The following is a 22,817-nucleotide window of genomic DNA, read 5'->3' on the forward strand; positions in this document are numbered from 1 at the left end:
CGCATTCAGACCGCCGGAGACAATCTCTCCGGCGGTCTTACTTTGAGGGCCAGCGGGCGCGGCGCACCGTAGCGCGCCGTGGCGGCAAGCAGGATTGCCAGCATCAGCCCGTTCAGCGTGTGCCACAGGAAGTGCGTGCCGAGCGGAAACTCGTCGCATATCTTGAGGTCGATCGCCCGGAAGGTGACGGAGGCGACGAATACTCCGGCTGCGGCGAAATTGTACCAGCCTGCCCGGCTGCCGCTTGCAAGAACCAGCGCCCCGAAGAACAGGAGCGCCAGGAAGGGCGGCAGGTAGCCTGTCGAACCGTTGGTGGCTTCCCGCAGCCAACCGGGCACGAGGAAGGTGATCAGGCCGGCAGCGGCATAGAAGGCGACGAAAATCGGCGCTGCCCTTTGCCAACTCATCCCCATGAAGCCGCGCAGATTCATCAGCGTGTAGGCCAGCGTGAAGCCTGCGATGGGCAGGATGTCGGCCCATTTAGTCAACTCGTTGGCGAATGTGTGAAACAGCACCGAACCGGCGCCAATGGCCACGACCCACCACGCCAGGACTTCTGCGAAAGTGCCTGCGCCACATCTGCGGACCTCGCGAACGCCCCAGAGGCCGGCGGCGGCGAACGCCAGATTGCTCAGTGCATTGACCGGCTCCGCCCACAGGGCGGGCGAGGTCCGTTCGCAATAGAGGTCGATCTGGCTCATCAGCGCTTCGAGCATGATTTTTCCTGTTCGCACTGCATCGTTTCACCGCAACGTGACTTCCCGTTGAAGCTGCCGTCTGCCTATTCTTTCGGCAATCACAAGAAATCCGGTTCCGCCGGCAATAACAAGTTGGACGGCAATGACATTCCGATTCTTTTCCACGCTTGCGGCGGCGGCGTTGGCGCTGTCCGCGTTGGTCGGCGTCGCGCCGGCGGGGGAAGTGACACGGCCAGCCGGCGTGGTTGAGCTTTTCACCAGCCAGGGCTGCAGTTCATGCCCGCCGGCGGATGCGCTTTTGGCGGAACTTGCCGCGCGGGACGACATTGTGGCTCTCGCCTACCACGTCGACTATTGGGACTATCTCGGCTGGCGCGACACGCTCGGCAGCCCTGAGAACACGGCTCGCCAGCATGGATATGGCAAGTCGTTCGGCATCCGCTCGGTCTATACGCCGCAGGCAGTCATCAACGGGCGCATCCATGTCAACGGTTCGAGCCGCGCCAAGGTATGGGACGCAATCGAAGAGCTGAAAGGATCGGGCGATGGCCTTGCTGTCGGACTGACCATCACCCGCGCCGGCGAAAGCGTCGTGATCGACGCCGAAGCAGCAAAGGGTGAAGCGAAGAACGCTCACCTGGTGGTCGTCTATTTCGAGCCTACTCAGCCGGTCGTGATCGATCGCGGCGAAAATGCGGGGCGCACGGTGACCTATTGGAACGCCGTGTCGGATGTTCAGACCGCCGGCATGTGGCACGGCAAGGCGGCCCGTTTCGAATTGCCGGCAAGTGAAGTGTCGAAGAAGGCCGGTTGCGCCGTGCTGCTCCAGTCGGTCAGCAAGGACGGCCTGCCGGGTCCCATTCTGGGCGCCGCGATGATCCGCAATCCGGGGAGTTGAGGGCCGGAATAAAAAACCGGCGCCAGCCAGGAGCTAACACCGGTTTAATTTCAATATTGGGATCGTCGCACTCGGCTTTAAATTGAAAGCCGAGGTTGGTTCGATCCGACGCTGACCCGTGGGCGGGGGGCTTGGGGTTACGAGCCGGTGCCGGACCGAACCGTCTCAGGCAACGAGGCTAAGTTCGTCGGACATTGGGGCCGTAGCTGGGATAAAAAACGGCAGTAATGTGGCGAAGAATCACCAATCAATTCAGCCTGTACACATTTGTGATTCCATTCGTACGAATTCGGGACTGGACAAATCCAGCCCTGAATTTGGCCCGAATCAAACGGTTCGGGCTTGCATTTTTAAGGTGAACGCGCGACCTTTCCTTCGCAAAACCGTCACGAAAGGCCGTTTGCATGACTGATCGCGGTAATGGAGCGGAGGGTAGGGAAGACACGGCCATACTGATCCCGCTCCATGAGGCAAGACGCGAGCGGCTCGACCTTCCGGTAAGCTTCGATCGGCGCGAAATTGACCAGTTGCTACGGCTCTATGGACGAATGGTTGCTGCCAATGAGTGGCGCGACTATGCGATCGACCACCTCAACGACCGCGCCGTCTTCTCGGTTTTCCGCCGCGCCAGCGAAACCGCCCTTTTCCAGATCGTGAAAAACCCTAAGCTGGCCCGCAAGCAAGGCACCTTCAGCGTCGTGGCAGCGGGCGGCGTCATCCTCAAGCGCGGCCATGAACTGGCCCGTGTGCTCGGCGTGTTCGACAGGGCGCTGAAGCTGGTCAAGGCCTGATTTCCCGAATTTGGACCTGTTTTTCCGATTCGGCGACCCGGATCGGAAACGGTCCGTCGCTTGATGGGTAGCCGTACACTGTATAGAGATCATGCGATCTGTGGATATCGTACATGAACGACCCAAAGCCGTTGAGCGCGCAAGATCGCCGCGAGCGTCAGAAGGCGGAAGTCCGCGCGGAACTCTTGGCAGCCGCGCATGAGCTGGTGCGGGAAGAAGGCTATGAAGGACTGACCATCCGCAAATTGGCCAAGCGGGTCGGCTACGCACCGATGTCGGTTTACTCCTATTTCGCCGACAAGCACGCCATTCTCCATGCCATTGCCGACGATGCCTTCGAGTCCCTGGCGCGCCGCCTGGAGGCGCAGGCGCCGAAGGAGCCCTTGGCCGCACTCCGCAAGATGATGACGGAATACGCGGCTTTCGGGCTGGAAAATCCCAACGAATACCGCACAGTCTTCATGACCGACGATCACACCCATGATCCCGGCCAGAGCATTGCCGAGCCTGAGAAACGCAATCCCGCACTGCAGCTACTACTCAAGCGTGTCCAAGCCTGCATGGACGCCGGCATATTCCAGGGCGACGTGCACGCCTTCGCAACGCTGTTGTGGTCGTTCGGGCACGGTACGGTCTCGCTGCTGATCACGTTTCCGCACTATCCCTTCGGCGATCGCCAGAAATTCCTGGAGATGTCAATGGACGTAGCATTGGCTGGCTTGAAGGCGCACCCGGTCGATCCACTGATGCCGCCGGAAGCACGCTGCTGATCCACCGGAGCGGGCGATCGTGTTTCTCTCGCCCCGCCATGTGTAGCTCTGGTGGCAGAGTTCGCCTGATTTGAAATCCGCGTTGGGATCGAAAAGTATTTTCGTACGTGTACGAATTCACTCTTGAATCGCGCTGCCGCTGCTCGTATCTGTACATTGCAACGTACGTGTACGCTGACAACGGAGAACGACAATGAAGAAGATTGCCCTCGCGCTGGCCGGTATTCTGGCTCTGTCCGGCAACGCATTTGCCAATGACTTCGCCGCTACGCTGCATTATCCGGAATCACCACGCAGCGAGCCGCAGCCGACCAGGAAAGCGCTGGACAGCACCGTCACCTATTCGATCAAGCCGGAGATTTCGCGCAAGGTCGCGCCCCGCCGCGCCAACGATGCGCCGGGCGCGGTAAAGGACCGGCGCAGCGGCGTCACGGTCGACCCGTGGATCGTGCCGAACTTCCGTTGACTGTGGGACTACCGGCCGAACGAGCCGATCCGGGCGTCCGGCGACGGCCAACAAAAACGGCGGGCTTTGAGCCCGCCGTTTTCATTCGGTGTTGCGCCAAATCAGCTGGCGGCGGCTTCCTCGGCGGGGGCCGGCGCGGCCGCGGCGGCGGCAGCCTCTTCCTGCGCCTTCTTGATCGCATCGATGCGTTCCTGGGCCTTCTTGCCCGGCAGCGCCTTGTTCGGGTTCAGACGTGCTTCGCGCTTCGACAGGCCGGCCTCGTCGAGGAAGCGGGCGACGCGATCGGTCGGCAGCGCGCCGTGGCCGAGCCAATGCTTGATGCGATCGGCGTCGAGCTTGACGCGCTCGCCGCCTTCACGCGGCAGCAGCGGGTTCCAGGCGCCGACGGTCTCGATGAAACGGCCATCGCGCGGCGAGCGCACGTCGGCGATAACGATGTGGTAGTAGGGACGCTTCTTGGAGCCCGCGCGGGCCAGGCGAATTTTCAGTGACATTTTCTTCTCCTAAAAGTGCAGTTCGCTTGATCTGAGGGTGGGTATTCTATTCGCCGATCTTCACGGCTGAATTTCTGGTCTCGCCGCCATTGGCCGCGAGCATTTCGTGATGGCGGATGACCTCGCGGATGATGAAGTTCAGGAACTTTTCCGCGAAATCGGGATCGAGCTGGGCATCGTCGGCAAGCCGGCGCAGCCTTGCTATCTGGGCCTGCTCCCGCGCCGGATCGGCCGCCGGCAGGCCGTGCGTGGCTTTGAGGACGCCGACCGCCTTGGTGCAGCGGAAGCGCTCGGCGAGCATATGGATAAGTGCGGCGTCGATATTGTCGATCGAGGCGCGCAGCTCTCCGAGCTGCGCCTGAGGGCTGTCGTTCATCGCGCTCATTTCTTCTTCCCCAGACCAGGCAGGCCGCCTCCGCCAAGGCCCGGCAGTTTAGCGCCGCCAGGCAGCCCGGGCAGACCGCCGCCCCCCAATCCTGGAAGCCCGCCCGGCAAGCCTTTGCCGAGGCCCGCCGCCTGCGCCTGCTTCTGCAGCGCTTCGAGCTGCTTCGGATCCATCTTGGAAAGATCCGGCATGCCTCCCATGCCGCCCATACCGCCTGCAAGCCCGCCGAGCCCCATCTTTGAGGCCAGCCCGCCCATCATGCCGCGCATCATACCGCCGCCCTTGCCCTTGCCGCCCATGGCCTTCATCATGTCGGCCATCTGGCGATGCATCTTCAGGAGCTTGTTGATTTCGGCTGCGTCCGTGCCGGAGCCCGCAGCGATGCGCTTCTTGCGCGAATGCTTGAGAATATCCGGGTTGGTGCGCTCAGCCTTGGTCATCGAGCGGATGATTGCGATCTGCCGGCCGAACATCCTGTCGTCGAGACCGGCGGCGGCCATCTGGTCCTTCATTTTGCCCATGCCGGGCATCATTCCCATGATGCCGCCCATGCCGCCCATCTTCTGCATCTGGCCGAGCTGGTCGGCGAGATCGTTCAGGTCGAACTTGCCCGACTGCATCTTCTTGGCCATCGCCGCGGCCTTTTCCGCGTCGATGGTTTCGGCGGCCTTCTCGACCAGCGAGACGATGTCGCCCATGCCCAGAATGCGGTCGGCGATGCGCTTGGGATGAAATTCCTCCAGCGCATCCATCTTCTCGCCGGTGCCAATGAGCTTGACCGGCTTGCCGGTCACGGCGCGCATCGAGAGCGCGGCGCCGCCGCGCCCGTCGCCGTCCATGCGCGTCAGGATCAGGCCCGTTATTCCGACCCGCTCGTCAAAGCTCTTGGCAAGATTGACGGCGTCCTGGCCGGTCAGGCTGTCGGCGACGAGCAGAATCTCGTGCGGCGACGACACCCGCTTGATATCGGCCATTTCGACCATCAGCGGCTCGTCGATATGGGTGCGGCCGGCCGTGTCGAGAATGACGACATCATGGCCGCCGAGCCTGCCTGCCTGCACGGCGCGCTTTGCGATATCGACCGGCGACTGGCCGGCGACGATCGGCAGCGTCGCCACTTTCGTCTGCTCGCCGAGCTGGCGAAGCTGTTCCTGGGCGGCCGGGCGGCGCGTGTCGAGCGACGCCATCAGCACCTTCTTGCCCTGGCGCTCGACAAGACGCTTGGCGATCTTCGCGGATGTCGTGGTCTTGCCCGAGCCCTGCAGGCCGACCATCATCACGACCACCGGCGCCGGCGCATTGAGATCGATCGTCTGGCCTTCGCTGCCCAGCATCTCGACCAGCTCGTCATGGACGATCTTGACGACCATCTGGCCAGGCTTGATCGATTTGACGACCGCAGCGCCCACAGCCTTGGCGCGAACCTTGTCGACGAAGGAACGTACGACATCGAGCGCCACGTCGGCTTCGATGAGCGCACGACGTACCTCGCGCAGCGCCGCCGACACATCGGCTTCCGACAGTGCGCCACGGCCGGTGAGGCCGTTTAGAATTGAACCAAGTCGCTCTTGCAGCGATTCGAACATTGTTCTTCCTTGTGTCTCTGAGCGGTTTCCCCGCCCAGAGGTAATGTCTCCGCGCATGAGAGCCAAGCTATAGCCAAAGCCAAAAAGCACCCGGGGGCGCATCGCGCTGCCGGGTGTTGGCCTCCAGGATCGATTTATACCTCTAAGGGTCCCGGTCGGCTGCTCGGAGTCTGTACTCGTCGCGGAATTTGCAGCGCAAGAACATCATGCAGCGCCAAATGTCAAGGTAGTGACGGGAACGACCTCGCCAGCGAGACATCGCATTTAGATGAACGAACGCCGGGCTATGTGCCCGGCGTTCCGGAAAGAAAGTCTTCGGCTGCTACTGCCGCATGACGTAAACGATCCTGCGAGTACCTGGCTCGACGAGCACCGGCTGGTTGTTCACGTTGACGTAGCGGTACTCGTAGTTCGGGATTTCGCGAAGTTCGACGGTTTCGGGCAGGCTGGCGCCGACCACGACCTCGCCTTCGAGAAAGACCGGTTCGACCCGGTTGGACGTTATGAAGGTGCGCACCTCGGCCGGCGGCTCGGCGGCAGCGCCCGTGGCGCCACCGATGGTCGCGCCGGCAACGCCGCCGACAGCTGCGCCCACAGGTCCGCCGATGATCGCTCCGGCAACAGCACCGGTGGTGCCGCCCACAACAGCGCCTTCCGCGCCGCCATCACCGGACGGGGCAGTGACCACCTCGACGGAACCGGCAGGACGTTCTGTAATCACCACCTGCTGGCCGCCGAAATTGCCTGTCAGATAGTCTGAATAGACCCAGCCCTGGCCACCGGCTTCGGCGACGGAGCACCATTTACTGCCCTCGATGCAGCCATTCAGCGTCGTCGCCTGTCCGGCGGCCAGAACGCCGATGACAGGATGCTGCGGACCGGGGCCGGCGCGGACGTTGAGGTCCGTCGTAGCGGTGACGGATGTCTGGGCGAGTGCCGATGCCGACATTGCAAGCAATGCACTGGCAGCAGCGGAAATCAGGAGATTGGGTTTCATAGTAATGCTCCGTGGATTCGTTGTCCCGTCGGTCATAAACGGAGCCAAACCGGTTCTGTTCCGGCCCAAACCATTCGGCGGCCTGACGGTTTGTTACACTGTCTTGCAGAAGCAACGGATCAGCGCCGAGCGAGGAGTTCACCCACGAACGGTCAGATTTTCGCAGTTCAGCTCCACACGACGCCAGCGAAATTGTGTGTCCCAGCGCAAAACCCTCGCGGCCGTACTCGCTTCCAATTTGCAGACTTATTTCGCGCCGAGTTGCGCGGCCACCTGCCGGGCTACCGCTTCGCCCGAAAGCCTTGCGCCGCCGCAGGTCTGGATCAGCGATCCAGCCAGGGCCTCGCCGGCGAACCAGATGCGTTCAGCGATCGGCTCCATGAGCGTGGCGCGCGCAGCCGCCCTGCCTGGACGGGCCGCCGCATAGGCGCCGCGCACGAAGCGTTCGCCACCCCAATTGGTCATGGCGGCACGGCCGACATGCTTCCTGACATCGTTGCCGAATATCCCACAGAGCCTGTCGGTGACGAAATCGACGCCCGCCGCCTCGCCCGCCGCCGACATTTCCCACGCAAAATCTCCGCCGACGAAGCCGACCATGAGATCGGTGTCGAACGGAAAGCACAGGAAATAGATGTCGTGACGTGCGGGCCGTTCGATCAGGAGGTCGTCGAACGGGGCAAGGCCGAGCCGAGCGCCCCTGATCTCGATCGGCAGCTTGGTGAGCATGCCCATCGGCAGATCGAAGAACGCCTCGACGACGGCGACGGGCAAAGCGGGCGAGAATTCGATCTCCTCGAATGCCAGCACCGCCGGCGAAGCGGTGACGATCACCGCTCTGGCGCGGATCGTCCCGCGATCGGTGACGCAGGCGACGCCCGGCACGTCCCACAGAACTTTCCGGACCGGAGTCGACAGTTCGACGGGTACATCGGCCCCGTATTGCGCCACCAGCGCGCCAAAACCTTCCCTGGTGAAGTAATTCGGATCGAGATCGGCGGCCGCGCGAAAGTCTTCTATCGAGACCTCGTCGTAATCCTTGCCGAAATCCATAGGCCCGGCAAAGGTAGCGGCGGCGCGCGGCGCATGGCCGGAGGCAAGAAGCAACGAGACGTTGCCGTCGGTCCCGCTCCATTCTTCCAACGCCGCCGACATCTCGTAGTCGGCGCGCTTCATCTCCGCTTCTTCTTCTTCCGAGGCCTTGCGCTTGCCGTAGTAGAGATGGTCGACGTTCATGTCGTGATGGTGAAGGGTCCAGCCGGCGGCTTCGGCTTCCGCAAAATAGGGATTGCGGTCGGCCGCGTGGATCCAGGCGCAACCGATGTCGAAGGGGATGCCGAAATGCTCGGTAGAGGTCCAGGCGCGGCCGCCGACGCGGTTCATCGCCTCCAGAACGGTGAAGCTCAACCCTGCCGCGCGCAGGGTCTTGGCTGCGGCCAAACCAGCCGAACCCGCGCCGACGACCACGACATCAACGTCTTTCATGACTTATTCAGCCCCTTGCCACATTATATACTTGATCGTAGGGAAGTTCTTCGGCGTTCGCCAGCGGCCCGAATGTCATCACGTTTGACCGTTTGGCAGTCACAAATAGGGCGATTCGCCGGCGGGCTCCCTTCGGGGGATCAATTCAGGTAGCCAGGAGAGAGCAGCATGGCATCTTTTGCCAAAGGAACGATTTTAGCCGCTGCCGTATGCGCAATGCTCGGCGTCGGGGCAGGGGCCGCGCAGGCCGCCAGATGCGGCAACAATGCGGCCGGCTTCGAGAACTGGAAACAGGAGTTCAAACAGGAGGCGGCGGCCCGCGGGATTGGCGGCAGGGCGTTGGGCGCACTGGACAACGCCAAATACGCGAGCAAGACGATACACGCCGATCGCAACCAGAAAAGCTTCAAGCTGTCGCTCGGCCAGTTCATGGCCAAACGCGGCGGCAAGCAGATCGCCTCAAAGGGCAAGAGCCTGAAGAAGCAGAATGCCGCGTTGTTCGCCAGTATCGAGCAGCGTTACGGCGTCCCGGCCGGCCCCCTGCTCGCGATCTGGGGCATGGAAACCGGCTTCGGCGGCTTCCTCGGCAACCAGAACACCGTCTCGGCCGTGGCGACGCTCGCTTATGACTGCCGCCGCACGGAATTCTTCACCAACCAGCTTTATGCGACATTGCAGCTCGTCCAGAACGGCACGCTGAGCCCTTCGGCGATCGGCGCGGCGCATGGCGAGATCGGGCAGACGCAGTTTCTGCCGGTCAATGTGCTGAAATACGGCGTCGACGGCGACGGCAATGGCAGGATCGACATGGTCAAGTCGAAGGCCGACGCGCTCGCCTCGACGGCCAATTTCCTGCGCGGCCATGGCTGGCGAGCCGGCGGCGGCTACCAGCCGGGCCAGGCAAATTTCGGCGCGATCCAGGGCTGGAACTCGGCCAGCGTCTACCAGCAGGCGATCGCCATCATCGGCGCGGAAATCGACGGGCAGTAAGCTTGACTATCGCTGCAGCGCCGGGCCACCGCGCCCGGCGCTTCAAGGCTTGTGATGCGCCACCAGTGCGGCCGCACGCGGCCTATCGCACTTCGATCCTGTAGGAGCACCCGGCAAGCGTCTTGCCCGGATGGGAATCGACGGTGGACACGTTGAGCGTGATCCGTGTCTCGAAGACCATCCCAAGATCCTCCTCCTTCGCCTCCAGGACGACTTTCTCGCCCAGGAATTTGCCGGCTGTGGCGATCTCGGGCGTGATTGCGAGCTTCTTCGCCAGCTCGTCCGGAGCGACACCGTCGAGCACCGCCATCGGACCGGACGCGGTGAAAGCAACCCGGTCGGCGTTGTAGCCGAAGATGCCGATCGCGGCAGGCAGGCGATACTCCTTCAGGAACGGATTGTCAGAGGCGACTTCCTGCCAGCCCAATGCCTCAGCGGCTGCCGGCTCGCCGGTCAGCCACAGGGCAAAGCTGTTATAGGTCCGAGCCTCCTCGCGGCACTCGATCAGCGATACCAGATCGACGGCGAAGGGGTCGAACTCGCCCGCCGATGCGGCACCCGTCGAACAGACCAGCGCGACGATGCAGCGGCCGAGGCGCATGGACCTCAGCCTTTTCGATTGCGGGCGGCAAGCGTCCTGAGACGCAGCGCGTTGAGGCGGATGAACCCCTCGGCGTCCTTCTGGTCGTAGGCGCCGCGGTCATCCTCGAAGGTGACCAGCGCATCGGAATAGAGCGACTTCTGCGAGCGGCGGCCGGTGACGATGACGTTGCCCTTGTAAAGCTTCAGCCGCACTTCGCCCTCGACATCCTGCTGGCTCTTGTCGATCAGCGCCTGCAGCATCTCGCGCTCGGGCGAGAACCAAAAGCCGTTGTAGATCAGCTCGGCATAGCGCGGCATCAGCTCGTCCTTCAGGTGCGCCGCACCGCGATCGAGCGTGACCGATTCGATCGCGCGGTGTGCGGCGATCAGGATCGTGCCGCCGGGCGTCTCGTAGACGCCGCGCGATTTCATGCCGACGAAGCGATTTTCCACGAGGTCGAGCCGGCCGATGCCGTTGTCGCGGCCGAGATCGTTGAGCGCGGCCAGCATCGTAGCCGGCGACAATTTTTTCCCATCGAGCGCGATTGGATCGCCATTCTTAAATTCGATGGTGATCTCGGTCACGGCGTCCGGCGCGTCCATCGGCGAAATGGTGCGCTGATGGACGAATTCCGGCGGCTCGCTCCACGGATCCTCAAGCACCTTGCCCTCGGAGGATGAGTGCAGGAGGTTGGCGTCGACGGAAAACGGCGCGTCGCCTCGCTTGTCCTTCGGCACCGGGATCTGGTGCTGCTCGGCAAAGTTCAGGAGGTCGGTGCGCGACTTGAACGACCAGTCGCGCCACGGCGCGATGACCTTGATGTCAGGGTTGAGCGCGTACGCGGAGAGCTCGAAGCGGACCTGGTCATTGCCCTTGCCGGTGGCGCCATGGGCGATGGCGTCGGCGCCGGTTTCCCTGGCGATGTCGACGAGATGCTTCGAGATCAGCGGCCGCGCGATCGACGTGCCGAGGAGATAGGTGCCCTCATAGACCGCGTTGGCGCGGAACATCGGGAAGACAAAGTCGCGGACGAACTCCTCGCGCACATCCATGACGCGGATGTCCCTGATGCCAAGCATCTCGGCCTTCTTGCGCGCCGGCTCCAGTTCGCCGCCCTGGCCGAGATCGGCGGTGAAGGTCACGACCTCCGCACCCAGCTCCGTTTGGAGCCATTTCAGGATGATGGAGGTGTCGAGACCGCCGGAATAGGCGAGCACGACCTTTTTCACGTCTTTCCACTTCGACATTTTTACCCCGAGGCTTTGCTGAGCAGCACTTCGTTTAGGCCGCGTCTCGGGCGCGACTTTTAGCAGGAATGCCGGGCCGGACAAGGCCCGGCCTGTGCGTAGGTCAAAGCGACATTCAATAAACTTTTAACGAATCTGGCGAAGACTTCGCGCCCGATGGCTCAACTCACCGAAATCATTGAAGGGGCTGCCGAACCGGCCGGGAACCGGATTGCCGGACGTGGGTGGTTGGGTTTTTGCGCCGCCGCCTTCCTGCTGGCTGGAGCGCCGCCGGCCATGGCCGGCGACCGCTGGGAGGAAGCTGGAAGCGGCGCCGTCGCCATACTGCCGGTTCCGCTGAAGGCAACCGCAATCACCGGCGGTTCGTTTTCCTGTGCCGAACAGCGCTGGAGCTTTCGCCTGCGCGTCGAGGCCACATCGGCGGCGCCCCGTCAGGTAACGGATGCGGTGGTCGCGATAGATGGGGTCGACCTGCCCGCCAAGGCAAGCCTGAGTTCCGGCGTTGCGACGATCGCCATTCCGTTCGAAACGCTCGAACTTCTGAAGGCGGGCAACAGGCTCTCCTTCGCATTCAACGGGGAGCCCGCCACGATGTTTTCGCTGAGGGGGTCGCGCGCAGTGCTCGACGCGGTCGCGCCACGTTGCAGCGAAGTTGACATGTCGGCATATCAAAGCGTCGCTCTCTCGGAAACGGATCAGGCCATCGGAACCGCGGCAAAACTCATGGCCGAAGAAGCGGCGTTGTTTCGCAAGGCGACGGGCAAGCAGCCGGTGTTGGCGGCTGCCTCGGTCAAGGTCGCGCCGGACGCCGAGATGGTCTTTGCCTCGCTTTGCGGCTCCAGCCGCTATTACGGCGAGTCCGGCTGCACGCTGAGCGGCTTTGCCCGACAGGGCGCGAGCGGAGATTGGCGCGAGGTTTACAACAGCGAAGGCATGGCGCTTTACCTCGACCCGAAAACCTCGGCTGACGGCTGGCCCGACCTTGTCACGCTGGCCCAGGGTGGCGGTGCGGAGCCGAGTCACTGGATGTGGAACGGCCTTGCTTACGAGATCCGCGAGTCTGCTATCGCGAAGGATGCCGAATTGCGGGGCGCGGTCCAGTAGCCAAACCTGCGATCAATACGCTGGAGTGTCGGCGGAGATTCGTATATTGAACGCCGTCGCCGCGCGAGGTCCGCACCATGCCGTTCATTCCGGAAGCCAGCATCATCGTCCAGTTCGCGGTCGCGACCTTCATCATCGCGATCACGCCCGGGCCGGATATGACCCTGTTCGTCGGACGCGCGCTTTCGGAAGGCCGCGCCGCAGGTTTTGCCTGCATGTTCGGCGCGATGACCGGCGTCATCATTCACACCGCACTGGTTGCGCTAGGGCTTTCGGCGCTGATCGTCGCCTCGCCGCAGGCATTCCTGGTGCTGAAGATCTTTGGCGCGGGTTATCTGGTCTGGCTGGCTTATCAGGCGATCCGCAACGGCTCGGCTTTCTCGCCTGAAAAGAAGGCCGGCTCGGGCCGCAGCCTGTTCCAGAACTGGGCGACCGGGCTCGGCATCAATCTCATGAACCCCAAGGTCATCCTGTTCTTCATGACGTTCCTGCCGCAATTCGTCTCGGCAAGCGACCCGAACGCGCCGGCAAAACTGCTTTTCCTCGGCCTGCTGTTCATCCCGCTGTCGTTGCCGGTGACGGCGCCGATGGTGATCGCCGCCGATAAGTTCGCCGGGCTTCTGAAGAAGAACCCTACGGTGACGCGGGTGGTCGATTATCTGTTCGCCGGCGTGTTCTCGGCCTTCGCGCTCAAGATCTTGTCGGCGCAGGCGAAATAGCCCGGCTGGCCCCCGGTCACGCCTCGCCGTGGCCGCCGATCATCATGGCTTCGAGCGCCAGGCGGTCGACCTTCTTCATGCGCTCGGATTCCGATTTGAGCTGGCCGCAGGCAGCGAGAATGTCGCGGCCGCGCGGAGTGCGGATCGGCGAGGCGTAGCCGGCGTTGTTGATGTAATCGGCGAACTTCTCGATCGTTTCCCAGTCCGAGCACTGGTAGTTGGTGCCGGGCCACGGGTTGAACGGGATCAGGTTGATTTTTGCTGGAATGCCGCGCAGCAGTTTTATCAGCGCCTTGGCGTCTTCGATGGAATCGTTGACGTCCTTCAGCATCACATATTCGAACGTTATTCTCTTCGCATTCGATAGGCCGGGGTAGGCGCGGCAGGCGGCGATCAGATCCTTCAACGGATACTTCTTGTTGATCGGCACCAGGAGGTCGCGCAGGTCATCATTGGTCGCATGCAGCGAGATCGCCAGCATGACCCCGATTTCGTCGCCGGTGCGGAAGATTTCGGGCACGACGCCGGAGGTCGACAGCGTGATGCGGCGCTTCGACAGGGAAAGCCCGTCGCCGTCGGAGGCGATCAGCAGCGCCTTCTTGACCTCCTCGAAATTGTAGAGCGGCTCGCCCATGCCCATCATGACGATATTGGTGACCTTACGGCCTTCGGCCGGCACGATGGCGCCGTCCGGCGTGCCGCGCTCGGGAAAATCGCCGAGCCTGTCGCGCGCCGTCATCAACTGGGTGAGGATTTCTTCCGCCGTCAAATTGCGCACCAGTTTCTGCGTGCCTGTGTGGCAGAAGGAGCAAGTCAGCGTGCAGCCAACCTGGCTGGAGATGCACAGCGTGCCGCGGCCTTCTTCCGGAATATAGACCGTCTCGATCTCGACCGGCCGGCCTGCGCCGCGCGGCGGAAATCGAAACAACCATTTGCGCGTGCCGTCATTGGAGATCTGCTCCTCGACAATTTCCGGGCGGGCGATTGTAAAATGCTGCTCCAGCGTCGCGCGAAGATCCTTGGAGATGTTGAGCATTTCGGAGAAATCCGAAACGCCGCGCACATAGAGCCAGTGCCAGAGCTGCTGGACGCGCATCTTCGCCTGGCGCTCGGGCACACCGGCCGAAATCAGCGCCTCGCCGAGTTCGGCGCGCGACAGGCCGATCAGCGACCCTTTTGCCGGCATGGCGGCGCGGGCGCGCAACGCATCGCGCGTAGGATTGGCGGTGAGATCAAGCGAAAGGGTCATGGCGACGCCATATGGGGGGCCGAAGCCGATTTGTCTAACTTTGCCGCGCACATATCACGGCGAGGCGGCTGCGTCACGCCGGAGCGGAAACGCGAAAGGGCCGGACGATGGTCCGGCCCATCTGAACCAAACTGGCGTCCGTTATTTGCAGCTGGCGATCGAAGAAAGCGCAGCCGAAATGCCCTTCAGCGAGAATGCGTAATTGGTCGGATTGCCGCGTCCGGACTTGGCCGCGACCTTCATGTCGGATCCGGCCTTCATCGCCGCGATCAGCAACGGCTCTTCCGCGGCATTCTCCACCCAGGCCGACTTGCCGCGGGTGAACATGGAAAAGGACTTGTCACCGACGGTGACCGAAACCTTGGAATTTTCCTGGAAATCGTACGAGGCGATGAATTGCGGCTCGAAAGAGACATCCTGTCCCGGCCGCTGGCTGACGAAGAAGAAGATGTCGCCATGGTCGAGGTTGGCAGGCTGCTTGTCGGTCGGCACGGTCAGCACATAGCAAACCTTGCCGTTGTTTGCCTGATAGCTGTAGGTGCCCCAGGCGCTGTGCTGGCCGATCTTGGTAGCCGACTGGGCCAGCGCCGGCATGGCGCTCGCAACCAGGATCAGGCTTGAAATCGTCGCAATCAATCCGCGCATTATTACCGTTTCCCTGTCTTTTCGCATGGTATGCGGGGGCAGGCCGGATCCGGGCCCTGCCGTTCGGTTCATTTTGATTTAATCTGGGTTACCAAATGGTGAACCGCGTTCCAAAAAAGGATCCGTTTCGGCCATTTTGGCACTACCGCCATCCAGACGCCACGACCGTTCGCACGGCCCGACGCTCGTCCCATATACTGTTCAAGACGGGAAAAACGGCAAGAGTTTGACTTTTCGTTTCAGCGTGAAACCGTGCGTCAGCGCCGGAATGGCAAAAATCGTTCAATCCAGTTCGGCCAGCGCTCTGCGGGCAGCAAGCCGATGAGCCGGGGTGACGTGCGCCTTCACGGTGGCGATCGCGGCGGTCAACACCGCAACGTCGTCGGTGAAGCCGAGGCCGAGGATGAAATCGGGAATGGCGTCGGCCGGCAGAACGAAATAGGCAAGCGCCGCCAGCAGTGTGCCCTTGGCCCGCAACGGCGTCCGGCTATCAAGCGCGCAATAATAGGCAGCGACCACTTCGTCCATGAACGGCACCTGTCGTGCTGCCCGCTTGGCGGTTTGCCAGAACCTTGCCCGGACATCGTTCTCGGGATTGTCGTTGCCCCCGCCGAACATGCGGAAGCCGAAATTGTTTGCCGTAGCCATGCCCTTTGCCTCCTCGACAGCGGAAATGTGGGAAATGGCACGGGCTTTCGCAAGATGCGCGCCGCGCAAGAGCGCCGGCGCAGCGGTTCATCTCCCTGGCAAGTTTTCACTCTGGCCATTTTCCGCCACCGTGTTAATCGAGTTCCGTCCTGTCATCACAGCGGACGATCGATGATCGCAAAGGCGCATACCAGCATACTTTTCGTCTGCCTCGGCAATATCTGCCGCTCGCCGCTGGCTGAGGGCGTGTTCCGCGCCGTAGCGGCTTCGCGCGGCACCGAAAGCGCCTATCTCATCGATTCCGCTGGAACCGGCGGGTGGCATCACGGTTCCGCCCCCGATCCGCGCTCGATTGCGATCGCGGCCAGCCACGGCATCGACATTTCGGCGCAACAGGCGCGCAAGGTCGTACCCGAGGACTTCCACCGCTTCGACCTCATCCTCGGGATGGACAGGTCAAACGTCGAAGACCTGAAGGCACTGGCGCCGCCGGATGCCAAAGGCCAGATCCTGCTGTTTCTCGATTTCGCCGAGGGCGCCGCAAGCGAGGTGCCGGACCCCTATTACGGTGGGGCCGACGGCTTCGCCTCTGTCTACCGCATGGTCCGCCAGGCTTCGGAAAAGCTGGCCGACAGGCTGGAGCGCGAGTCGGCGCCAATAAGCGGCCAGACTTCTTCGACCACATAGGGCCCGCCACCGACGGAATCGCGCGACGACATCAAGACGAAGCGGGTGGCCTTAAACGGCATCGTCGAAAAGTTGCCGCGCGCCGAGAGATATTGCGCGACATCGACCGGGTTGGGATTCCTCAACCGGGCGAGGGTGACGTGCGGCATGAATTTGCGCGGGTCGGCGGCTACGCCGACGCGTTGGCAGATGCGCTCGATTTCCGCCTGTAAGGCGTTGAGATCGGGCGATGCGGTGACGCCGGCCCAGATAGCGTGCGGCTTTTTCGAGCCGAACGCTCCAACGCCGGACAGGGCCAGCGAGAAGGAGGGCCGCCGCACCCGGTCCAGCGCATTGGCGATTTCGTCGGCGACATGGCCTTCGACATCGCCGATGAACCGAAGCGTGATGTGGTAATTCTCGACGTCGGCCCAGCGCGCTCCGGGCAGGCCGCCGCGGAGCAGGGAGAGGGACAATGCGGCATCGCGGGGAATTTCGAGGGCGGTGAAAAGTCGCGGCATGGCCAGGCTCCCTTCATCGAATCGAAATCTCGAGACCAGCGAATCACCGATCCGGACGGGCCGCAAGCTGTTTATTGGTTACATTCGCTCAACATTTACGGCGGGCGTTGTGTTCTAGCACGCAGCATCATGTGCCGTCCGGCCGCTCCACTATCAGCTTTTCCACCGTGGGCAGGAAGCGCTCGACCATGCGATCGATGCCGGCCGCATTCGGATGCATTCCGTCTTCCAGCAGAAAGCTGCGGTCGGCAGCGACGCCGTCGAGAAAGAACGGATAGAGCGGAAGACCGTGCTTTTCCGCCAGCCGCGAATAGATGCCGTTGAAGGCGGCGGCATAGTCCGGTCCGAGATTTGGCGCGGCGCGCATGCCGGCCAGTAGAATGGTGACGTTGCGGGCCTTCAACCGTGCAATCATCGCGTCGAGGTTATTTTCGGTGATCTTGGGTGAGACGCCGCGCAGCATGTCGTTCGCGCCAAGCTCCAGAATGACCAGGTCGGTACCGTCCGGCACCGACCAGTCGAGCCGCGCAAGGCCGCCGCTGGTCGTGTCGCCCGAAACTCCGGCATTGGCGATCACGACATCGTGACCTCTGGCGCGTAGCGCCTTTTCAAGCTTTTCGGGAAAGCTCTCGCCGGGATTGAGGCCGAAGCCGGCCATCAGGCTATCCCCGAAGCCGACGATCTGGTGCGGCTCGGCCATAACCGGAGATAAAAATGCGAACCAGACGAGAATGACGACGAGCAAAGCCGGAGCCGGACGTTTGAATGCCATGACCAACAACCCATATGACGAAAGCGCTTCCGGCTTCGTCTCCTCCATATAGGACAGATTTTCCGTGACAGAACCCGTCATCCATCTGAAGGACGTGTCGCTAACGCTCGGCGAAGGCGCTTCCTCCGTCCATGTCCTGAAGGGCGTCAGCCTCGACGTCACCGCCGGTGAGGCGACCGGCATCGTCGGGCCGTCGGGCTCGGGAAAGTCGACCCTGCTGATGGTGCTTGCCGGGCTGGAGCGGGTCGACGCCGGCATAGTTCGCATCGCCGGCGAAGTTCTGAACGGCAGGAGCGAAGACCAGATCGCAGCTTTTCGCGGCCGTAATATCGGCATTGTGTTCCAGTCCTTCCATCTGATCCCCAACATGACCGCGCTGGAAAATGTTGCCGTGCCGCTGGAGCTTGCCGGCCGCAAGGACGCATTCGCCATAGCCGCGCACGAACTGGAGGCCGTCGGCCTTGCCGACCGCGTCACCCACTATCCCGGCGAATTGTCGGGCGGCGAGCAGCAGCGCGTGGCGATCGCCCGGGCACTGGCGCCCGAACCGCGCATCCTGATTGCTGACGAGCCTACGGGAAATCTCGACCAGGCGACCGGCCGGCAGGTGGCGGATTTGCTGTTCGCCAAAGCGCGCGAGCGCGGCATGACGCTGGTTCTGGTGACGCATGACCCGGCGCTTGCTTCCCGCTGCGCGAGGCAGGTGTCGATGCGCTCCGGTCGTATCGAAGCTGCTCCGCTGATCGCGGTGTCGGCCTGATGCCGCTCTCGCAAACGCTGAAGCTCGCCATTCGTTTCTCGCTGCGGGAAATGCGCGGCGGGCTTTCCGGCTTCATGATCTTCCTGACCTGCATCGCACTTGGCGTCGCTGCGATCGGCGGCGTCAATTCGGTCGCCCGCGCCATTACGGCAGGCGTCGCCAATGAAGGCCAGACTCTGCTTGGCGGCGACATCCGCTTCGAACTGAACCAGCGTGAGATGACGGAGGCGGAACGCGCCTTCGTCACGCAACTCGGCACACTCGCCGAAAGCGCCAACATGCGCTCGATGGCGCGGCTCGAGGACGGCTCCGACCAATCGCTCGCCGAGGTCAAGGCGGTCGACGAAGCCTACCCGCTCTACGGCGCCTTGCTGACCGAGCCGGTACTATCGCGCACAGAACTGTTCGGCGAAAAGGCTGGCGCTTTTGGGGCCGCGGCGCCCGACATATTCTTCGAGCGGATGGGCATCGAGCTTGGCGACCGGATCAAGCTCGGCGGCGCGACATTCGAACTGCGCGCCAGGATCGTAACCGAACCCGACGCCGTGTCGGACGGGTTCGGTTTCGCGCCGAGGCTCATGGTGTCGCTCGATGGCCTGCGCGCGTCTGGTCTGATCCAGCCGGGCAGCCTGGTCGAGCATGCCTATAAGGTTCGGCTTCCCGCCAATTCGACCGAGGCGGATCTCGCGGCGATCCGGGACGAAGCGGCGGAGCGCTTTCCGGAGGCGGGATGGAGCGTCAGGACACGCAGCAATGCCGCGCCTGCGCTGGCGTCCAACATAGAGCGGTTCTCGCAGTTCCTGACGCTGGTCGGGCTAACGGCGCTTGTCGTCGGCGGGGTCGGGGTCGCCAACGCGGTCAGCGCCTATCTCGACGGCAAGCGTGGCGTGATCGCCACCTTCAAGAGCCTCGGCGCGTCCGGCGGCTTTGTTTTTGCCGTCTATCTCGTGCAGATCCTGATCATCGCCGGTATCGGCATCGCCGCCGGCTTGGCGCTCGCCGCGCTGATGCCTTTCGCCGCCGGCGCTGCGCTGTCCTCGGTTATCCCGGTGCCTGCCGAAGGCGGGTTTTATCCGATGGCGCTCGCCATGGCGGCGCTGTTCGGAGTGCTGGTTACGTTGGCTTTCGCCATATTGCCGCTTGGAAGAGCGCGCGACGTGCAGGCGACCGCGCTGTTTCGTGAGATGGGCTTTGGCGGCCGCGGCCTGCCGAAGCTCGCCTATGTCGCCGCTTCGCTCGGCCTTGCGGTTATTCTAGCACTCCTGGCGATCTGGTTTTCCGGCGACAGGCGGATTGCCGCGATCTTCGTCGGTGCGACTGTCTTTGCCTTCATTGTGCTGCGCAGCGTCGGCATCGCCGTGCAGTGGCTGGCAAAAAAGTCGCCGCGCGTGCGCTCCACCGCGCTCCGGCTGGCGATTGGCAACATTCACCGGCCGGGCGCGCTGACGCCTTCGGTCGTGCTGTCGCTGGGACTTGGCCTGACGCTGCTGGTCACGCTGGCGCTGATCGACGGCAATCTCAGGCGGCAGATCGCGGGCAGCCTGCCCGAGCGCGCGCCGAATTTCTTCTTCGTCGACATCCAGGCCAGCGAGGTCGACGCATTCGCGACGCTCGTGCAGGAGGCGGCGCCGGCCGGAAAGCTGATGCGCGTGCCGATGCTGCGCGGTCGCATCATGGCGCTGAACGGCGTCGACGTACAGACGATGCAAGTGCCCCCGGAAGGCGCATGGGTGCTGCGCGGCGACCGGGGCCTTACCCACTCGGCGACCGTTCCCGAAAACGCGACGCTGTCGCAAGGGGAATGGTGGCCGGAGGACTACGACGGCGAACCTCTGGTGTCCTTCTCGGCGGAAGAGGCCCGCGAGATCGGCCTGGAAATCGGCGACACCGTGACCGTCAACGTGCTTGGCCGCAACGTCACCGCCAGGATCGCCAATTTCCGCGAAGTGCAGTGGGAATCGATGGGCATCAATTTCGTCATGGTGTTCTCGCCCAACACATTCGCCGGCGCGCCGCATTCCTGGCTGGCTACGCTGTCGGTTGAAGGCGCTACAGCGGCGGACGAATCTCGCATCCTCAATCTGGTGACGCGAGCTTACCCCACCGTAACCACGGTCAGGGTCAAGGACGCGCTGGACGTGGTCAACCGCATCGTCGCGCAACTGGCGACCGCGATACGCGCCGCCGCCAGCGTGGCGCTGATCGCCTCGGTGCTGGTGCTGGCGGGAGCGCTGGCGGCGGGCAACCGCGCCCGCATCCACGATGCGGTGGTTCTGAAGACGCTGGGGGCGACACGGCGTACCCTGATCGCGGCCTTCTCCTTCGAATACCTGCTGATCGGGCTGGCCACCGCGCTTTTCGCGCTTTTCGCCGGCGGCATAGCCGCCTGGTTCATCGTGGCGCGGATCATGACGCTCCCCTCCAGTTTCCTGCCGGAAGTCGCGGTATCGACGATCCTGTTCGCCCTGGTTCTGACGGTCGGCATCGGCCTGGTCGGAACATGGCGGGTGTTGGGCCACAAGGCCGCGCCGGTTCTGCGCAATCTGTAGGAACGCAACCCAAGCGTTTGGGTTGCTGCCCCGGCTGGATTCGGCGTTTTGCTTGTCGATTTGGACGTTCACGCCGGGTTGCGGCGTGTAACGGGTCTTGTCCTAACCCGAAAGAAGCATCATATTCCGCCACAGGCATGCTGGAGTCCCCGCCAGCGGCGCCTGGGTCGGCGACGACCTGACACCGGACGGGGCAAAGCAATAGAGGAAATCATGGCTGACCTTCGCAATTATCAGGCACGCGCCGGGGTAGCGGGCTCCCGCGCCGGCGCCGCTATCGACGAGGGCCTGCGCGCCTACATGCTCAAGGTTTACAACCTTATGGCGCTTGGCCTCGCAATCACCGGCCTGGCCGCGCTCGGCACCGTCATGGTGGCGACCACCAACGATCCCGCGAGCGCGGTGGCCACGCTTGCCAACGGCAAGATGCTGACCAATGCAGGGGCGCTGCTCTATGGCTCGCCGTTGCGCTGGGTGGTCATGCTGGCGCCGCTCGGCATGGTCTTCTACCTGAGCGCCCGCGTCCACACGATGAGCGTTTCGGCCGCCCAGACCACATTCTGGATCTTCGCCGGCCTGATGGGCCTGTCGTTGTCGTCGATCTTCCTGGTCTACACCTCGGCAAGCATCGTGCAGACCTTCTTCATCACGGCGACCGCGTTCGGCGCGCTGTCGCTCTGGGGCTACACCACCAAGCGCGATCTGTCCGGCATGGGCACGTTCCTCGTCATGGGCGTGTTCGGCCTGATCATCGCCATGGTGGTCAACATCTTCCTGCAGTCCTCGGCCCTGCAGTTCGCCATCTCGGCGATCGGCGTGCTGGTCTTTTCGGGCCTGACCGCCTACGACACGCAGAAGATCAAGGAGATGTATTTCGAGGGCGACGACGTGCTGGTCGCCGGCCGCAAGGCCACCATGGGCGCGCTGACGCTCTATCTCGACTTCATCAACCTGTTCGCCTTCCTGCTGTCGTTCCTGGGCAACCGCGAATAGTTCGTCTTGGACCAGCAAACCAATCAAGGGCGGCCCAACGGCCGCCCTTTTCTTTTGCGCCCGCCCCTGCTTCAATTGGAGCAGAAGATCGGGGCTGCACAATTTATGGGCATTTTCATTAGAGCCGCGGTGGAGACTGACCTCGACCGGATTACCGAAATCTACGCCGACGCGGTGGAGCACGGCACGGCGAGCTACGAGCTCGAACCGCCGACGAGGAGCGAGATGGGCGCGCGCTTTGCGGCGCTGACCTCGTCCAGCTACCCCTACATCGTCGCGGAAGCCGACGGCGAAATTGTCGGCTATGCCTATGCGAGCGCCTTCAGGCCGCGGCCGGCTTACCGCTTCATCGTCGAGGACTCGATCTATGTGGCGCCGGAGGCGAAGGGGTGCGGGGTCGGCAAGGCGTTGCTCGAGCGGCTGATCGCCGACACGAGAGCGCTCGGCTTTCGCCAGATCGTCGCGGTGATCGGTGACGGCAGGCCCGACAGCCCGTCGGTGAAACTGCATGAGAGGATGGGGTTTAGCCACTCCGGCAGGCTCGAGGGGTCCGGCTACAAGCATGGCCGCTGGCTGGACACGGTGTTCATGCAATTGGCGATGAATGGCGGCTCGGATACGGATCCCGATCCGGATTCACTGCCGGAGCGCCGGTTCCGGGCGCCGTCGCGCTGAAACTTATGAGCAGGGCCTGGTCTGGCAATCCTTCGGGTCCGCTCGACCGGGCTGGCCACGCCTTCGCCCAAGAATCAACCTGCTCCGGTGGATCCCTACCCTTCGCGGCCTCGATTCCATTGACCG

25 protein-coding genes are annotated in these 22,817 nt (G+C 63.0%); 12 read left to right on the forward strand and 13 right to left on the reverse strand.

Translation table 11 applies throughout. The features are described from left to right. Positions 1-5 precede the first annotated feature (5 nt). A complete protein-coding gene (locus tag G6N73_RS01665) occupies positions 6-716 on the reverse strand; it encodes a ceramidase domain-containing protein (RefSeq protein ID WP_165022352.1) in 711 nt (236 codons plus the stop codon). A gap of 124 nt (positions 717-840) precedes the next feature. Here G6N73_RS01665 and G6N73_RS01670 point away from each other — a divergent pair, with 124 nt between their 5' ends. From G6N73_RS01670 to G6N73_RS01685, 4 genes are all read left to right on the forward strand, one after another. Next, positions 841-1,596 (forward strand): DUF1223 domain-containing protein, encoded by a 756-nt coding sequence (locus G6N73_RS01670; RefSeq protein ID WP_165022355.1) that lies wholly within the window; start codon positions 841-843, stop codon positions 1,594-1,596. Between the two features lie 404 nt (positions 1,597-2,000). Further along, entirely contained in the window at positions 2,001-2,387 is a 387-nt protein-coding gene (locus tag G6N73_RS01675; protein WP_165022358.1) for a DUF2794 domain-containing protein, read from the forward strand. 113 nt (positions 2,388-2,500) lie between these two features. After that, positions 2,501-3,157, forward strand: coding sequence for a TetR/AcrR family transcriptional regulator (locus G6N73_RS01680; protein ID WP_165022361.1), 657 nt, complete (start codon positions 2,501-2,503; stop codon positions 3,155-3,157). A gap of 193 nt (positions 3,158-3,350) precedes the next feature. After that, positions 3,351-3,623, forward strand: coding sequence for a hypothetical protein (locus G6N73_RS01685; RefSeq protein WP_165022364.1), 273 nt, complete (start codon positions 3,351-3,353; stop codon positions 3,621-3,623). A gap of 101 nt (positions 3,624-3,724) precedes the next feature. On the opposite strand, the gene rpsP is transcribed toward G6N73_RS01685, so the two are convergent. The 5 genes from rpsP to G6N73_RS01710 form a co-directional block, all read right to left on the reverse strand. Beyond that, positions 3,725-4,117 carry a 30S ribosomal protein S16 gene (gene rpsP / locus G6N73_RS01690; protein ID WP_165022367.1) on the reverse strand — a complete coding sequence of 131 codons (393 nt, stop codon included), beginning with the start codon at positions 4,115-4,117 and terminating at the stop codon, positions 3,725-3,727. A gap of 46 nt (positions 4,118-4,163) precedes the next feature. After that, positions 4,164-4,502, reverse strand: coding sequence for a chorismate mutase (locus G6N73_RS01695; RefSeq protein ID WP_165022370.1), 339 nt, complete (start codon positions 4,500-4,502; stop codon positions 4,164-4,166). Then, positions 4,499-6,088 (reverse strand): signal recognition particle protein, encoded by a 1,590-nt coding sequence (ffh, locus tag G6N73_RS01700; RefSeq protein WP_165022373.1) that lies wholly within the window; start codon positions 6,086-6,088, stop codon positions 4,499-4,501. The genes G6N73_RS01695 and ffh overlap by 4 nt, the downstream gene beginning before the upstream one ends. A 322-nt stretch (positions 6,089-6,410) precedes the next feature. Further along, positions 6,411-7,085 (reverse strand): DUF1236 domain-containing protein, encoded by a 675-nt coding sequence (locus G6N73_RS01705; protein WP_165022376.1) that lies wholly within the window; start codon positions 7,083-7,085, stop codon positions 6,411-6,413. A gap of 246 nt (positions 7,086-7,331) precedes the next feature. Next, on the reverse strand, positions 7,332-8,570 hold the full coding sequence (locus G6N73_RS01710; protein ID WP_165022379.1) for a flavin monoamine oxidase family protein: 1,239 nt from the start codon (positions 8,568-8,570) through the stop codon (positions 7,332-7,334). 168 nt (positions 8,571-8,738) lie between these two features. Here G6N73_RS01710 and G6N73_RS01715 point away from each other — a divergent pair, with 168 nt between their 5' ends. After that, positions 8,739-9,560 carry a lytic murein transglycosylase gene (locus tag G6N73_RS01715; RefSeq protein ID WP_165022382.1) on the forward strand — a complete coding sequence of 274 codons (822 nt, stop codon included), beginning with the start codon at positions 8,739-8,741 and terminating at the stop codon, positions 9,558-9,560. Positions 9,561-9,642: 82 nt separating this feature from the next. Here the strand turns inward: G6N73_RS01715 and G6N73_RS01720 are convergent, their stop codons facing one another. Then, the gene (locus G6N73_RS01720; protein WP_165022385.1) at positions 9,643-10,161 is read right to left on the reverse strand and encodes a hypothetical protein; all 519 of its coding nucleotides are present in this window, start codon (positions 10,159-10,161) and stop codon (positions 9,643-9,645) included. Between the two features lie 5 nt (positions 10,162-10,166). Then, the gene (locus G6N73_RS01725; RefSeq protein WP_165022388.1) at positions 10,167-11,390 is read right to left on the reverse strand and encodes an argininosuccinate synthase; all 1,224 of its coding nucleotides are present in this window, start codon (positions 11,388-11,390) and stop codon (positions 10,167-10,169) included. Between the two features lie 156 nt (positions 11,391-11,546). Between G6N73_RS01725 and G6N73_RS01730 the strand changes: the two genes are divergently transcribed. Both G6N73_RS01730 and G6N73_RS01735 read left to right on the forward strand, forming a co-directional pair. Continuing rightward, entirely contained in the window at positions 11,547-12,494 is a 948-nt protein-coding gene (locus G6N73_RS01730; RefSeq protein ID WP_165022391.1) for a hypothetical protein, read from the forward strand. Between the two features lie 77 nt (positions 12,495-12,571). Next, positions 12,572-13,213, forward strand: a complete 642-nt coding sequence (locus tag G6N73_RS01735) for a LysE family translocator (protein ID WP_165022394.1) — start codon at positions 12,572-12,574, stop codon at positions 13,211-13,213. Between the two features lie 16 nt (positions 13,214-13,229). Here the strand turns inward: G6N73_RS01735 and rlmN are convergent, their stop codons facing one another. The 3 genes from rlmN to G6N73_RS01750 all read right to left on the reverse strand — a co-directional run bounded on the left by rlmN (position 13,230) and on the right by G6N73_RS01750 (position 15,755). After that, positions 13,230-14,462, reverse strand: coding sequence for a dual-specificity RNA methyltransferase RlmN (gene rlmN, locus G6N73_RS01740; protein ID WP_165022396.1), 1,233 nt, complete (start codon positions 14,460-14,462; stop codon positions 13,230-13,232). A gap of 141 nt (positions 14,463-14,603) precedes the next feature. Beyond that, complete coding sequence (locus tag G6N73_RS01745; RefSeq protein WP_165022399.1) at positions 14,604-15,107, reverse strand: invasion associated locus B family protein; 504 nt, start codon at positions 15,105-15,107, stop codon at positions 14,604-14,606. Between the two features lie 282 nt (positions 15,108-15,389). Beyond that, complete coding sequence (locus G6N73_RS01750; RefSeq protein ID WP_425484032.1) at positions 15,390-15,755, reverse strand: YkvA family protein; 366 nt, start codon at positions 15,753-15,755, stop codon at positions 15,390-15,392. A 171-nt stretch (positions 15,756-15,926) separates the two neighbouring features. Between G6N73_RS01750 and G6N73_RS01755 the strand changes: the two genes are divergently transcribed. Continuing rightward, on the forward strand, positions 15,927-16,442 hold the full coding sequence (locus G6N73_RS01755) for a low molecular weight protein-tyrosine-phosphatase (RefSeq protein ID WP_165022402.1): 516 nt from the start codon (positions 15,927-15,929) through the stop codon (positions 16,440-16,442). Here G6N73_RS01755 and thpR read toward each other — a convergent pair. Next, a complete protein-coding gene (thpR, locus tag G6N73_RS01760) occupies positions 16,349-16,942 on the reverse strand; it encodes an RNA 2',3'-cyclic phosphodiesterase (RefSeq protein WP_165022405.1) in 594 nt (197 codons plus the stop codon). The two genes, G6N73_RS01755 and thpR, sit on opposite strands and share 94 nt — an antisense overlap. Before the next feature lie 127 nt (positions 16,943-17,069). After that, positions 17,070-17,714, reverse strand: a complete 645-nt coding sequence (locus tag G6N73_RS01765; RefSeq protein ID WP_246251560.1) for an arylesterase — start codon at positions 17,712-17,714, stop codon at positions 17,070-17,072. Positions 17,715-17,778: 64 nt separating this feature from the next. Here G6N73_RS01765 and G6N73_RS01770 point away from each other — a divergent pair, with 64 nt between their 5' ends. From G6N73_RS01770 to G6N73_RS01785, 4 genes are all read left to right on the forward strand, one after another. Then, positions 17,779-18,474 carry an ATP-binding cassette domain-containing protein gene (locus G6N73_RS01770; RefSeq protein WP_165022411.1) on the forward strand — a complete coding sequence of 232 codons (696 nt, stop codon included), beginning with the start codon at positions 17,779-17,781 and terminating at the stop codon, positions 18,472-18,474. Further along, entirely contained in the window at positions 18,474-21,023 is a 2,550-nt protein-coding gene (locus G6N73_RS01775) for an ABC transporter permease (RefSeq protein ID WP_165022414.1), read from the forward strand. Before G6N73_RS01770 ends, G6N73_RS01775 begins: the two co-directional genes overlap by 1 nt. A 213-nt stretch (positions 21,024-21,236) precedes the next feature. Then, complete coding sequence (locus tag G6N73_RS01780) at positions 21,237-22,016, forward strand: Bax inhibitor-1/YccA family protein (protein WP_165022417.1); 780 nt, start codon at positions 21,237-21,239, stop codon at positions 22,014-22,016. A 105-nt stretch (positions 22,017-22,121) separates the two neighbouring features. Continuing rightward, entirely contained in the window at positions 22,122-22,691 is a 570-nt protein-coding gene (locus G6N73_RS01785) for a GNAT family N-acetyltransferase (protein ID WP_165022420.1), read from the forward strand. Positions 22,692-22,817: the final 126 nt, after the last annotated feature.

It is taken from the genome of Allomesorhizobium camelthorni (genome assembly GCF_011045125.1).
Lineage (GTDB): Bacteria > Pseudomonadota > Alphaproteobacteria > Rhizobiales > Rhizobiaceae > Allomesorhizobium > Allomesorhizobium camelthorni.